This is a genomic window from Rhodoplanes elegans, assembly GCF_016653355.1.
GTDB lineage: Bacteria > Pseudomonadota > Alphaproteobacteria > Rhizobiales > Xanthobacteraceae > Rhodoplanes > Rhodoplanes elegans.
Window position 1 is genome coordinate 21,051 of sequence record NZ_NHSK01000083.1, and the last position, 13,748, is coordinate 34,798.

Below are 13,748 nucleotides of genomic sequence, written 5' to 3' on the forward strand. Positions count from 1 at the left end.
ACCCGCGCGGCACGCACGGGTTCCCGCCCGGCGCCAGCCCGACGCCGGGTTCCCCTCCATCTAGGCTTGCGGCGCGCGTCCGTCACCGCACGCTGCGATCACCAGCGGACACGAGGCGGTGATCGAGCTGCCTTCTAGATGCCGGCGCCGCCGGCGACGTCCGCCTCCAGGTCGGCCCGCACGGCGCGGGCGATGTGCTGCAGGCCGTGGTCGGTCCGCAGCCGCGGGTGCGGCGCCGCGATCATATGGGTCGCGGCGATGCGGCCCGGCGTGCCGGCCAGTACCACGACCCGGTCGGCCAGATACGTCGCCTCCTCGATGTCGTGGGTGACGAACAGGATGGTCTTGCCGGTTTTCGCGCGGATGCGGATCAGCTCGTCCTGCAGGCTTTCGCGGGTGATCGCGTCGAGCGCCGAGAACGGCTCGTCCATCAGCAGCACCGCGGGATCGACCGCGAGCGCCCGGGCGAGCGAGATGCGCTGGCGTTGCCCGCCGGAGAGCTGATGAGGCCAGCGCGCGGCCAGGTCGGACAGGCCGACGACGTCGAGCGCGGCCTCGGCGCGCGCCCTTCGGTCGGCGCGCGGAACATCGCGATGCTCGAGACCGAAGGCGACATTGTCGATGACGCGCCGCCACGGCATCAGCCGCGCGTCCTGGAAGACCAGTGCGACGGGCCGTCGTCCAGGACCGGCACCGGCGACCGTCACGGCGCCAGCCGACGGTTTCGCCAGATCGGCGATGACGCGCAGCAGAGTCGACTTGCCGACCCCCGAAGGACCGACAATGGCCAGAAACTCGCCGCGGCGGACGTCGAGATCGACGTCGTGCAGAACTTCCGTCTCGGCACCGTCGCGTGCAAAAGTGAGCGACAGGCCGCGCAGCGAAATCACGCTCTCCATCGCAGCAACCATCCCTGAAGCGCCACGAAGGCCGAGTCGACCAGGCCGTAGAGGCCCGCCATGGTGAGCATGTAGACGACGACGATGTCGGTCGCGAGCAGGCTCGACGCCTGCATCATCCGCTGGCCGAGGCCGAACACGCCGAAGATCTCGGCCGCCACCACGGCCATCCAGGCCTGGCCGAGCGCGGTGCGGATGCCGACCAGGATGCCGGGCGTCGCGGCCGGCAGCAGCACCTTGACGAGACGCTGCAGGCCCGAGCGGAACCCGAAGGCGTCGGCGAGCTCGATCAGATCACGATCGACGGCCCGCACGGCGCCGTGCGCGGCGAAATAGACGATCCAGAATACCCCGACCGCGATGATGAACACGGCGGCCTGCGGCGCGACGCCGAACCAGATGATGGCGAACGGCACCCAGGCGAGGCCGGGCACCGGCCGCAGCACGCGCACGATCCAGGCCGAGAAGCTCTCGGCGCCGCGATACATGCCGGTGAGCACGCCGAACGCGACGCCGAGCGCCGCGCCGACCGCGAGGCCGACCGCGTAATGGCCGAGGCTCGACGCAATGGCCGAGAGCCAGACGCCCGACGACACCTCGCGCATGAACGCGGCCGGGATGACGCTCGGCGGCGGCAGGAAGGCCGGGTTGACGATCCCGAGCCGCGGCACGGCCTCCCACACCGCCAGGAAGACGGCGAGACCGAGCGGAGGGAGGAGATACTTTGAGAGAGGCACAGGAGCGAGTCTTCGACACAAGACGACGACCGTCACCCTGAGGTGGCCGCGAAGCGGCCCTCGAAGGGCGACGGCCCGGGCCGCATCCTTCGAGGCTCGCCCTGCGGGCGAGCACCTCAGGATGACGGCGCTGGGGCAGTGCGCCGGGGCGCCGTCCCCCTACTGGCTTGCCGCCGCCTTAAGAAAGTATTTCGGCTCGAACAGGCCGTCGAGCGGCAGCTCCTTGTCGAGCGAGCCGAGCGTCACCTGATAACGTTGCATGGCTGCAGTCGGCCCGACGATGCTGCGCGGGTCGGCGACGAACTTCGAGGCCGGCGAGGCGAGCGCCTTGCGGATGGTCGCGACGTCGGTGATGCCTTTGCCGAGCGCCGCCTCGATGTGCGGCGCGACGCGGTCCGGCTCCTGCTGGATCAGCCGGGTCGCCCGGACGATCGCGTCGACCAGCGCCTGCGACTGCGCCGCATGCTTCTCCAGGAACGCCGACGTCACCGCCACCACGGTGCCGGGCTGGCCCGGGAACATCTCGCCGCCGAGCGCGACCAGCTTGATGCTCGGATCGCGGCCCTGGACGATGGTGACGGCGGGCTCGCGCACGGTCGCGCCCTCGACGGCGCCGACCAGCACGGCCTGCTGGGTCGCGTCGATGCCCATCGGCACGACCGTCACGTCCGCCTTGTCGACCTTGCCGACCTCCCACAGCCAGTGCTGCAGTGTCGTGTTTGGCACCGAGCCGGCCGGCTGGGTGGCGAGCCGCGCCGGCGCGCCGGCCGCCGCGCGATAGCGCTTGAACGCCTCGGCCGGCGCGACGCCGGGCGCGAAATGCCGCGCCAGCTTGCCGGTCGCGACGAAGGTCATCTCCTCGACGGCGGTCGCCGTGACGACCCGCACGTCGACGCCGCGGGCCCGCGCCACCGCGAGCGGCGCGACGCCGGCGATGTAGAAGTCGATCGTGCCGGAGGCGAGCGCCTGGATCATGTTGGGGCCCGACTCGAAGGTCGTGAAGCTCGCGTCGAGCCCGGCCTGCTTCAGCCAGCCCTCCTTGTCGGCGACGAAGATCGGCGCCGCGCCGAGGATCGGGATGACGCCGATGCGCAGCTTGACCGGCGCCACCTGGGCGAAAGCCGGACCGGGCAGACCGAGGTGCGCCGCCGCGGCCGCGGCGGACAGTCCGGCCAGCACGACGCGACGAGACAGGGCGCCGCGGCGAGACACGGCGCCGGACGGGAGGGCGAAGGAGGCTGACGACATGGCGGACTCCGCGAAAGGCAGGGCGATTTCCGCCTGGAGAAAGAATGTTTTTCTCTGCAGCGCAATATGACGAGCTCACTTTGCAACGCGGTTCCTCGCGTGAGCTTCCAGGAAGAATATTCTTGTTCGACGTTCGCGTCGCCGGAGAATGCCGCCGAGGCGCCGGCCGGCCGTTCCCCTGGTCGTGCCGGGCCGCTTGTGCTCTATGACCGTGAACCGGCCGTCGCGCCCCGCCGGGGCGGCCTCCTTCCTCCGGACCGTCCCGCCACGGTCCCGGCCAGACGAAATCCACGCAATGCTCGATACCAAATCCCAGCCGCCCGGCCCGCCCGCGGCGGACGCCCATCTCCATCCCGAGACCCGCCTGGTGCACGGCGGCACGCTGCGCTCGCAGTTCGGCGAGACGTCGGAGGCGTTGTTCCTCACGCAGGGCTTCGTCTACGACCGCGCCGAGACCTGCGAGGCGCGCTTCAAGAACGAAGATCCGGGCTACCAGTACACGCGCTACAGCAACCCCACGACGACCATGTTCGAGGACCGGCTGGCGGCGCTGGAAGGCGCGGAGGCGTGCCGCGCCGTCGCGACCGGCATGGCGGCCGTCAACGGCGCCATCATGGGCCTCGTGAAGGCCGGCGACCACGTCGTGGCGCCGCGCGCCATGTTCGGCTCGTGCCGGTGGATCATCGAGGAGATGCTGCCGCGCTTCGGCGTGACCTCGACGCTGGTGGACGGCACCGATCTCGACCAGTGGCGGAAGGCCGCCGCGACGCCGAGCACGACCGTGTTCTTCCTCGAGACGCCGTGCAACCCGACCCTCGAGGTGCTCGACATCGCGGCGATCGCCGCGATCGCGCACGAGGTCGGCGCGCTCCTGATCGTCGACAACGTGTTCGCGACGCCGCTCTATCAGCGCCCGCTGGCGCTCGGCGCCGACGTCGTCGTCTACTCGGCGACCAAGCACATCGACGGCCAGGGCCGCTGCATGGGCGGCGCGATCCTCGCGTCCAAGGCGCTGATCGAGGAGCGCATCCAGCTCTATCTGCGGATGACCGGCCCGGCGATCTCGCCGTTCAACGCCTGGGTGCTGCTGAAGAGCTTGGAGCTGATGCCGGTGCGGCTCGCCCGCGAGACCGAGACTGCGGCCAAGCTCGCCGACGCGATGCTGTCGATCCCCGGCATCACCAAGGTGATCTTCCCGGGCCGCAAGGACCATCCGCAGGCCGAGGTGATCGCCCGACAGATGAGCGGCGCCTCGACCCTGATCGCCTTCGACGTGACGGGCGGCAAGGACGGCGCGTTCCGGTTCCAGAACGCGCTGAAGCTCGTCTCGATCTCCAACAATCTCGGCGACGTGAAGAGCCTGATCACGCACCCGGCGACGACGACGCATTCGCGCTTCAAGCCGGAGGAGCGCGCCGCGCTCGGCATCGCCGACGGCACGCTGCGCCTCTCGGTCGGCCTCGAGCACATCGACGACCTGGTGGCCGATCTGAAGCAGGCCGCCGCGGTGCTGTGATCAGATAGCCCTCGTCATGGCCGGGCTCGTCCCGGCCATCCACGGGTCCCTTGCCGCAGCGCCGGCGCACCCTCGCCCCGCGCAGCGGGGAGAGGGTGGCTCGCCGCGACGCGGCGAGACGGGTGAGGGGCAGCGGCGGTTCCGTCCCCCGCAGAGTCTCGACGACGCGGAGACGCCCCCTCACCCGGACTTCGCGCCTTCGGCGCGAACCCCGACCTCTCCCCGCACGCGGGGAGAGGTGAAAGAGAAGCCCCCTACCCCACCAGGCATCCGCGCAGGCCGGCCGTGACGGCGGCGCGGTCGAGCTTCTTGCCGATCAGCACGATGCGCGAGGAGCGCGGCTGCTTGCCCCACGGGTCGGCGGAGCGAATCTCCATCAGGCGATGGACGCCCTGGATGACGTGACGCCGGGTGTCGCCCTCCATCGCAACGATGCCCTTGAGCCGGAACACGTCGTCGCCGTGCTCGGCCAGGAACGCCCGCAGCCACGCCTCGAGCTTCTCGCGATCGAACGAGCCCGGGTCGACGAACGACATCGTCTCGATCCCGGGGTCGTGCTCGTGATGATGATGATGGACGTCGAGGAACTGCTCGTCGGCGGCGAGCGTCTTCGACAGGTCGAAGGCGCCGATGCCGAGAATCTTCTCCAACTCGACCTTGGCGTAGCTCGACCGGATGATCTCGGCCGTCGCATTGAGGCCGCGCATGCGGCCCTCGATGAAGGCGAGCGCCGGCTCGTCGACGAGATCGACCTTGTTGACGATCAGCCGGTCGGCCGCGACGATCTGATCGACCGCCTGGTTGTCGACGCCGTGCAGGTCGGGATCGTCGAGATGCTGCCCGATATGCTTGGCGTCGACCAGCGTGACGATGCCGTCGAGGCTCACCTGCCTCGCCACCTCGGCATCGACGAAGAACGCCGCCGCGACCGGGGTCGGATCGGCGATGCCGGTCGTCTCCACCAGGATGTGGTCGAACTTTTCGCGCCGTGCCATCAGCTTCTGCAGCACCTCGATGAGGTCCTGACGGACGCTCGCCGTGCAGCAGATGCAGCCGTTGGTCATCTCGTAGATCTCCTCCTCCGAGGTGAGGACGAGACCGGAGTCGATGTTCACCTCGCCGAACTCGTTCTCGATCACGGCGATGCGGTGGCCGTGGCGCTCGGTGAGGATGTAGTTCAGCAGCGTCGTCTTGCCGGCGCCGAGGAAGCCCGTGAGGATGGTGACGGGAACGGGAGTCTGGTTGCTGGTGTCGGTCATTGTCTCACCCGGCGGGCTGGAAGGCGATCACGTCTGATTCAGACCCTCATCCTGAGGTGCTCGACCGCAGGTCGAGCCTCGAAGGATGCGGCCCCGGTTCCACGGGCCGTCGCCCTTCGAGGCCGCGCTACGCGCGGCACCTCAGGGTGACGGAGAGAGGGCGTCACGCCGCCTGCGCGCCTTCGCGCTCGGCGAGCGCAGAGAGAATCTGCTCCGGCGGGATCGGATAGTGGCGGAAGCGCACCCCGATCGCATCGTAGATCGCATTCGCGATGGCGGGGCCGATGGCGATGATCGGATCCTCGCCGACGCCCTTGGCGCCGAACGGCCCACCGTCGGACGGCGCCGTCTCCAGAATGATGGTCCGGATCGGCGGCATGTCCATGGCGAGCGGCATCTTGTAGTCGACGAAGCTCGCATTCAGCGGCCGCCCGTCGCGATGGTCGACGACGAAGTCTTCGGAAAGCGTGTGGCCGATGCCCTGCTGGATGCCGCCCTCGATCTGGCCGGCGGCCGCGATCGGATGGATGATCTTTCCGATCTCGTGCACGGGCACGACCTGCAGGACGGTCACCTGGCCGGTCTCGGTGTCGACCTCGACCTCGACGAAATGCGCCGCGAAGGAATACGACTTGGTGGGGTGATAGCTGCCCTCGCCGAGCAGCTGCGGCGCCGGGATGCCCTTCTCGGCCGCGATCGCGTCGCGCACCGTCATCGACAGGCCGGGCACGCCCTTCACGCTGATGACGCTGTCCTTCATCTCGAGGTCGGCAGCCGAGACTTCGAGCTTGTCTGCAGCGCGGGCCAGAACCTTGGCCTTCACCTCCGCGGCCGCCATCTGGCAGGCGCGGCCGGCCATGAAGGTGGTGTGGCTGGCGAAGGCGCCGATGTCCCACGGCACGACGTCGGTGTCGCCGTGCACCACGGCGACGTCCTCGAACTTGACGCCGAGCTCCTCGGCCGTGATCTGGGCGAGCGCCGTGTGGGCCCCGGTGCCGAGCCCGGTGGTGCCGGTCATCAGCGTCACCGAGCCGTCCTCGTTCATGCGGACGACCGCGTTGCCCTGCTCCTTGATGCCCGGATAGGCCGACGAGCCGTGCATCTCGCAGCCCATGCCCCAGCCGCGCCGCAGCCGGGCCGCCTTCGGCGACGGCCGCTTCTCCGATCGCGAGGCCCAGCCGGTCTCCTCCATGCCGCGGCGGATGCAATCCTCCAGGCCGTGGCCGGTGAGCGGATGATTGGAGGGCGCGACGTCGCCCTCGCGCACCGCATTCTTCAGCTTCAGCTCCGCCGGATCCAGGCCGAGCTTTTCGGCGGCCTCGTCCATCAGAATGTCGAGGGCGTAATAGGTCTGCACCACGCCGTAGCCCCGGAAGGCCCCGGCGATCGGCGTGTTGGTGTAGACGCAGCGGCCTTCCAGCCGCACGTTCTCGCAGCGATAGAGCGAGGTGAGCGCCGCGGTGCCGACCGCCGTGACGCCCGGCCCGTGCGAGCCGTAGGCGCCGCTGTTGAACACCACTTTGGCCTCGCGCGCCGTGATGGTGCCGTCGCGCTTGAAGCCCTGGCGGATCCAGACCGTTCCGGGATGGCGCGTGCGGCCGCCCAGGAAGGTTTCCTTCCGGGTGAACTCCATCCGCACGGGGCGGCGCGTCCGTTGCGCCAGCAGCGCGCACAGGAACTCGTGCTGGAAAAGATCCTGCTTGGCGCCGAAGCCGCCGCCCATGTGATCGACCAGCACCCGCACCTTGTTGAGCGGCAGGTCCAGGACCTCGGCGAGCGTGCCGCGCACCATGAAGGGGCTCTGGGTCGAGGTCCAGACGGTGAGCTTGCCGAGCGGATCCCACTGGCAGACGCAGACATTCGGCTCCATGTAGGCCGGCGTCGGCCGGCCCATGCCGTACTCGCCCTCGACGATCAGATCGGCCTCGGCGAAGCCCTTCTCCACGTCGCCGCGGGTGACGACGAAGGGCGGCAGGACCAGGTTTCCGCCGGGGCCGACCTCGTGAATGGCGGGCGCGTCGGGCTTCAACGCGTCTTCCACGGTGAAAACTGCGGGCAACGGCTCGTACGTGACCTCGATCAGCTCGCAGGCGAGCTCCGCGATCTCCTCGGACGTGGCGGCGACCGCGGCGACGCCTTCGCCGTAGTAACGGACCTTGGTGTCGAGGATGTACTGGTCCTGCGTCACCGAGGCGGAGCGCGGATGCGGCGAGCCGTAGTGCAGCACGCGCGGCACGTCGACGTGGGTGAGGATCGCCTTCACGCCGGGTAGCGCCAGCGCCTTGCTGGTGTCGATCGACTTTATGCGGGCGTGCGCGACGGTGGCGCGCTTCGTCTTGCCGTGCAGCAGGCCGGGCAGCACCACGTCGCCGGCATAGACGGCGCCGCCCGTCACCTTGCCGAGCGTGTCGGTGCGCTTGACGCTCTTGCCGATCACTGAAGTCATGGTCGCCTCGATCTCCAGCGTGTCATGGCCGGGCTTGTCCCGGCCATCCACGTCTTGCCGAGCCTCGAACACGTGGATGCCCGGGACGAGCCCGGGCATGACGCGTCAGAGGATGCGGCCGCCGTTGCTCACAGCTTCCGGTCCGCCGCCGGCGGCAGGTACTTGTTGGTGAACACGTCGATCGCGAACGGCTTGTTCTTGTACTCGTAGGTGACGCCGATCTGGTCGACCGACTTGGCGAGGCGGGCCGGGTCGACGTCGCCGACACCGTTCTGCTTCACCCACGGGGTGACGACGTGCTCCCGCAGCACCAGCTCGAGCCGCTCGCGCTCGGTCTTCTCGTCGCCGGTCTCGTAGCGCTTCATCACCGCCTTCACGGCGGTCGCCGGGTCCTTGACGGTATCCTGCAGGCCCTTGATGGTGGCCCGGATGAAGCCCTTCACGGCCTCCGGATTGTTCTTCAGGAAATCCGGATTGACGATGATGCCGTTGCCGTAGAGCGACAGGCCGTAGTCCGACATCACCAGCATCTGAATCTGGTCGGCCGGGATGCCCTTCTGCAGCAGGTTGAAGTGCATCGAGAAGGTGAAGCCGGTGATGGCGTCGACCTTGCCGTCGGCGAGCATCGGCTCGCGCACCGGGAAGCCGACATTCTCGATCTTCACCTTCGACTCGTCGATGCCGTTGGCCTGGACGAAGGCCTTCCACTGGGCGAACGCGCCGTCGGCGGCGGGGGCGCCGAGAATGCGGCCTTCGAGATCCTTCGGCTTGGTGATGCCCGCCTTCTTCAGCGTCCCGATCGCGAAGGGCGGGCGATCGTACAGCATCATCACGACCTTGATATCCTTCTCGGGATTCTGGTCGCGGAAGCGGACGACGGAGTTGAGGTCGAAGAAACCGAGCTGATGGGTGCCGACCGCGACGCGCGGAATGCCCGACACCGAGCCGGCACCGGTGTCGATCGACACGTTGAGGCCCTCGGCCTTGTAGTAGCCCTTGTCGATGGCGACGAAATACGGCGCCGTCGGTCCCTCGAACTTCCAGTCGAGGGCGAACTTGATATCGGTGTCGGCCAGCGCCGGCACCGCCGCGACAGCGGCGACCAGCGAGGCAATGGTTCCGGCAAGAACTGATCTGATCATGTCTGACGCTCCCGGGGACCCCGACGGGGATCCACTGCCGTCTTTGCAGGCAAACCACATGCCATTGCATAGGCCGTGGTTCGCCGTGATATCCGGACTTCGGCGCCGCGGCGTGCCGCGCCCCGCAGCAACGCCGTCGACGGCCTGCATGTTATTCAGGCGCCGTCCGGGCCGGCCGCGGCCATCTGCCGCGCCGTCACCTGAATGGCCTCGACGATCTTGGTGTAGCCGGTGCAGCGGCAGATGTTCCCGGCCAGGCCGAAGCGGATCTCTTCCTCGGTCGGGTTCGGGTTCTTGTCGAGCAGCGCCTTGGCCATCACGATGATGCCGGGCGTGCAGAAGCCGCATTGCGAGGCGCCGAGCGCCATGAAGTTCTCCTGCAGCGGGTGCAGGCGGTCCGGATCCGGGGCGATCCCCTCGATCGTCGTGACGCTGCACCCGTCGGCCTCGACGGCCAGCACGAGACAGGAATTCACCGGCACGTCGTCGAGCAGCACCGTGCAGGCGCCGCAGTCGCCGACGTCGCAGCCCTTCTTGGTGCCGGTGAGGCCGGCCTCGTTGCGCAGCACGTCGAGCAGCGTGCGCGACGGCGCGACCGCGAGATCGCGCGCCTCGCCGTTGATCGTGACCGTGATCGGAATGCTCGCACCGGCCGCGTTCGTCGTGGTCATCACCGGGTCTCCCCGCAGGCCCGCGCCCATGCCGTCGCCACGGCGCGGCGCGTCAGCACCTCGACCATGGCACGGCGATAGTCGGCGCTCGCCCGCACATTGCTGATCGGCCGCGAGTCGTCTCGCGCCATGCGGCCTGCCGACGCCACAGTCGGCTCGTCGGGAACGGCGCCCTCCAGCGCGGCCTCGGCGGCGCGCGCCCGGATCGGAGTCGGCGCCACGGCGCCGAGCACGATCCGCAGGTCGCGGCAGACGTCGCCGTCGCGGCGCAGCGACACCGCGACCCCGACGGTCGCGAGCTCCATGGCGCGGCGGCGGCCGTGCTTGATGTAGTCGGCGCCGCTCGCCGCTGCCGGCGGCGGCAGCACGATGGCGGTGACGATCTCGCTCGGGCCGAGCGCGGTCTTGCCCGGGCCGGTGAAGAAGTCTTCGAGCGGCAGGCGGCGCGGCCCGCCCGGACCCACCATCTCGATCGTCGCGCCATAGGCGACGAGCGGCGGCAGCGTGTCGGCCGACGGCGACGCGCGGCAGACATTGCCGACGACGGTCGCCCGGTTCCTGATCTGGATCGATCCGATCTCTCGCGCGGCCTGCGCGAGCGCTGGATAGAGGCGCTGAACTTCGAGCGAGGTCTCGATGGCGCGGACCGTCACGAGCGCGCCGATGCGAAGCCCCCGGGTCGCGTCGCAGACGAGATCGCCGAGACCCGGCACCCTCTTGATGTCGACGACGACGGCCGGCCGGCGGATGCTCTCCTTGATCTCGACCAGGAGATCGGTGCCGCCCGCCATCAGGTCGGCCGTGCGGCCGTGCTGCGACAGGAGCGCGATCGTCTCGTCGAGACTCTTCGGTTGGTGATAGGCAAACGGATGCATGGACGCGGCGCCGGACAGAGGAACGGCGGGCGAGGATGCTCCCCGCCCGCCGTGATGAACGAAGTGATCAGGCCGGAACCGTCGGACGCGGCTCGACCATGGCGTAGGTGTCCTTGAGACGGGCCAGGGCCTCCTCCTGCGTCCGCGGCGGCGGCGTCGTCGGGATGCCGCAGATGCGGGCGATGTTGTTGCCCATGTAGTCCTCGAGGCCGTCCTCGTCGAGATTGATCCCGTGGGGCGGCGGCGAGCACAGCACCTCGAGCTCGCGCAGCCACATGCCGGGCTCGTTCGGCGGCGAGTCGGTGCCGAACACGATCTTGTGGCGCGGCAGCTCGCGGGCGAACTCGACGATGCGCGACTGGAAGCACCAGCCCGACTCGCAGACGACGTTCGGCGTGTCCATCGCCATCCAGAACGCCTCGAACGAGTAGTTGCCGCCGGTCTGGATGCCGAAGTGGCCGATGATGAAGTTCACCATCGGGAACTCGCGGATCACCGGATAGAACATGGTCGGGATCGTGTAGGGGCCGTCGCCCGTATGGATCAGCACGACGACACCGAGCTCAGCACACTTCTTCATCGCCGGGCGCAGCCAGTCGAGCGCGCGGTCGGGCCGGTAGCCGTGCATGTTGGCGTGCAGCTTCAGCATCTTGAAGCCGTACTCCTTCACGTGGAACTCGAGCTCGGCGGCACCGTTCTCGGGGCCCCAGCGCGGGTTGAACGTGAAGTTGCCGATGAAGCGGTCCGGGTACTTCTGGCACAGCTCCGCGATGTAGCTCATGTAGTCGCGGATGCCCTCGCGACCCATGCGGTTGCCGTCGCGATAGCCGGTGTTGCCGGGCGGCGGCTGGATGAAGCCCATGTCGATCCGGCGCGGCTTGCCGTTGATCATGTAGGGGCCGTCCATCATCTTCAGCAGGCGTTCGCCCGTGAAGGGCGTGCCGGTGTGGCGCCACGCCTCGTCGACCAGATTGGTGGGGTGCAGATGGGTGTCGATGATCATCGGGCTCTCTCCGAAATGCGTCAGGCCGCTTCGCGCTGCTTGCAGGCGGCGAGGTAGGCCTCGGCCTCCTCGCGGCTCTTCGGCGGGGCGGTCGGCTCGAGCCCGATCATCCGGGCGACGTTGTTGCCGAAGTAGTCCTCGAGCGTATCCTCGTCGAGGTTGAGGCCCTGCGGCGGCTCGGTGCACAGCACCTCGAGGTGGCGCAGCCACATGCCGGGCTCGTTCGGCGGCGTGTCGGTGCCGAACAGGATCTTGTTCTTGGGCAGATCCTTGGAGAACTCGACGATGCGCGACTGCAGGCACCAGCCGGACTCGCAGAAGACGTTCGGGTTGTCCATGGCGAGCTGGAACGGCTCGAAGCAGTAGACGCCGCCGGTCTGCACGCCGAAATGCGCCATGATGAAGTTCACGGTCTTGTACTTGTACATGATCGGCGTCCACTCGTTGGGGATCGAGTAGGGGCCGTCACCGGTGTGGAGCTTCACCAGCACGCCGAGCTCGGCGCACTTCTCCATCGCGGGCTGGAGCCAGTCCATGGCGCGGTCGGGCCGATAGCAGTGCATGTTCGCCTGGAACTGCACCATCTTGAAGCCGTGCTGCTTGACGTAACGCTCGATCGCTTCGACGCCGTTCTTCACGCCGTAACGCGGATTGTAGACGAAGCATCCGATGAACCGGTCCGGATACTTGCGCACCAGCTCGAGCGTGTAGGCCATGTACTCGTCGATGCCGTCGCGGCCGGCCTTCTCGAGCACGCCGTCGGTGTAGAGCGTGTTGCCCTGGGGCGGCTGGATAAAGGCCTTGTCGACGCGTCGCGGCTTGCCGTTCACCCAGTAGGGGCCGTCCATCATCTTCAGCAGGCGCTCGCCCGTGAACGGCTCGCCGTCGTGCCGCCAGGCGAGGTCGACGATATTCGTCGGGTAGCAGCTGATATCGATGATCATCAGATCACTCCTTGCGGATCGCAGGGGTCGCAGGCGGGACGGGACGCGGGCCGTGTCGAGACTGCGCCGCAGCCGGCCGTGCGAAGGCACGGCGGGCGCGGACGACCTGCACGACAATCACGTACGCGAAGATCACGCACGCGAAGATCACGAAACCGGGTGGACGGCACGGTGAGCGTCCGGTCGAGACGAGTTGCGACGAGATCGAAATTCGGCAGTGCCAACAAGCAGTGCGAACTTCACGTGTCTGTCAGCAATCTCCGACCGAACCGGCACTCGCACGCGGGTGGTGCAAGTGTTATAATGTTCGGCTGACCGCTTCTACCGACGTTCGCGTTGCATAGACGAACGCCCCGAAGCGGTCAAGAACAGGCGCCGGCCGAGGCCGCGTTCCGATTCGCTGCGGCGTGGCGCCCGCGAAATGATGAACATCTCGTTACGCGACGCGCGATCGTCTTCCTGCTACGACAGTGATCGATCTGATCGACAGACGCAGGACGGTCTCGCCCGCGATATCAGATTATGCGTCGCGCAGACCGTGACAATCATGTGTTGATCGACCTCGGTGGTCTCCCGGATACCGAGAGATACGTGTTTCCTGTATCTCGACACTCGCAGATGCTGTCGTGTCTGCGGATTTTTTGTGCAGATCAGACGTGACCATGCGCTGCGGCAGAGCCGCGACGCATGTGCGGTCGAAAGGACCGCGGGACGATCGGTGCCGAGGGCGAGCGCGGTCCGGATGCGGATCGCCCGAGCCGCAGTCGAGCAGGACACGGCCGTCGTATCGGTTGCTGCACTGCGAGACGAGACGGCGCGGACCGACGGACCAGCAGGGCAAGAAGCCGGACCCCTGCGACGGTGGTGCGCGACGTGACGGACCGCGAGAGCGCCGTCGCCTCACGACATCGCCGCTCCGTGCCGCGTGCCGGAGTTGGTTCGGCGCGGCGCGCACCTATCGTGTCAGGGAGCGGGTGCCGCACTGCGGCGATCCGACCGGTCGGGCAG

The 13,748-nt window shown here is 68.4% G+C and carries 11 protein-coding genes; 1 reads left to right on the top strand and 10 read right to left on the bottom strand.

Annotation, left to right across the window (positions count from 1 at the left end; all coding sequences use genetic code 11):
• Positions 1 to 134: 134 nt before the first annotated feature.
• The 3 genes from CCR97_RS11260 to CCR97_RS11270 all read right to left on the bottom strand — a co-directional run bounded on the left by CCR97_RS11260 (position 135) and on the right by CCR97_RS11270 (position 2,884).
• Positions 135 to 899 carry an ABC transporter ATP-binding protein gene (locus CCR97_RS11260; protein ID WP_111360671.1) on the bottom strand — a complete coding sequence of 255 codons (765 nt, stop codon included), beginning with the start codon at positions 897 to 899 and terminating at the stop codon, positions 135 to 137.
• Positions 887 to 1,636 (bottom strand): ABC transporter permease subunit, encoded by a 750-nt coding sequence (locus CCR97_RS11265; RefSeq protein ID WP_201159501.1) that lies wholly within the window; start codon positions 1,634 to 1,636, stop codon positions 887 to 889. Before CCR97_RS11265 ends, CCR97_RS11260 begins: the two co-directional genes overlap by 13 nt.
• A 159-nt stretch (positions 1,637 to 1,795) precedes the next feature.
• A complete protein-coding gene (locus CCR97_RS11270; RefSeq protein WP_201159502.1) occupies positions 1,796 to 2,884 on the bottom strand; it encodes an ABC transporter substrate-binding protein in 1,089 nt (362 codons plus the stop codon).
• Positions 2,885 to 3,179: 295 nt separating this feature from the next.
• Here CCR97_RS11270 and metZ point away from each other — a divergent pair, with 295 nt between their 5' ends.
• Positions 3,180 to 4,400, top strand: coding sequence for an O-succinylhomoserine sulfhydrylase (gene metZ, locus CCR97_RS11275; protein ID WP_111360506.1), 1,221 nt, complete (start codon positions 3,180 to 3,182; stop codon positions 4,398 to 4,400).
• A gap of 254 nt (positions 4,401 to 4,654) precedes the next feature.
• Here metZ and CCR97_RS11280 read toward each other — a convergent pair whose 3' ends face one another.
• The 7 genes from CCR97_RS11280 to CCR97_RS11310 all read right to left on the bottom strand — a co-directional run bounded on the left by CCR97_RS11280 (position 4,655) and on the right by CCR97_RS11310 (position 12,740).
• Positions 4,655 to 5,659, bottom strand: a complete 1,005-nt coding sequence (locus tag CCR97_RS11280) for a CobW family GTP-binding protein (protein ID WP_111358303.1) — start codon at positions 5,657 to 5,659, stop codon at positions 4,655 to 4,657.
• Between the two features lie 163 nt (positions 5,660 to 5,822).
• The gene (locus CCR97_RS11285) at positions 5,823 to 8,105 is read right to left on the bottom strand and encodes a xanthine dehydrogenase family protein molybdopterin-binding subunit (protein ID WP_111358302.1); all 2,283 of its coding nucleotides are present in this window, start codon (positions 8,103 to 8,105) and stop codon (positions 5,823 to 5,825) included.
• A gap of 128 nt (positions 8,106 to 8,233) precedes the next feature.
• On the bottom strand, positions 8,234 to 9,247 hold the full coding sequence (locus CCR97_RS11290; RefSeq protein WP_111358300.1) for an ABC transporter substrate-binding protein: 1,014 nt from the start codon (positions 9,245 to 9,247) through the stop codon (positions 8,234 to 8,236).
• A gap of 155 nt (positions 9,248 to 9,402) precedes the next feature.
• Positions 9,403 to 9,918: a (2Fe-2S)-binding protein gene (locus CCR97_RS11295; RefSeq protein WP_111358304.1), complete on the bottom strand. Its 516-nt coding sequence runs from the start codon at positions 9,916 to 9,918 to the stop codon at positions 9,403 to 9,405.
• Positions 9,918 to 10,793: an FAD binding domain-containing protein gene (locus tag CCR97_RS11300; protein ID WP_111358299.1), complete on the bottom strand. Its 876-nt coding sequence runs from the start codon at positions 10,791 to 10,793 to the stop codon at positions 9,918 to 9,920. Before CCR97_RS11300 ends, CCR97_RS11295 begins: the two co-directional genes overlap by 1 nt.
• A gap of 67 nt (positions 10,794 to 10,860) precedes the next feature.
• Complete coding sequence (locus CCR97_RS11305) at positions 10,861 to 11,796, bottom strand: amidohydrolase family protein (RefSeq protein WP_111358298.1); 936 nt, start codon at positions 11,794 to 11,796, stop codon at positions 10,861 to 10,863.
• A 20-nt stretch (positions 11,797 to 11,816) separates the two neighbouring features.
• Positions 11,817 to 12,740: an amidohydrolase family protein gene (locus CCR97_RS11310; protein WP_111358297.1), complete on the bottom strand. Its 924-nt coding sequence runs from the start codon at positions 12,738 to 12,740 to the stop codon at positions 11,817 to 11,819.
• Positions 12,741 to 13,748: the final 1,008 nt, after the last annotated feature.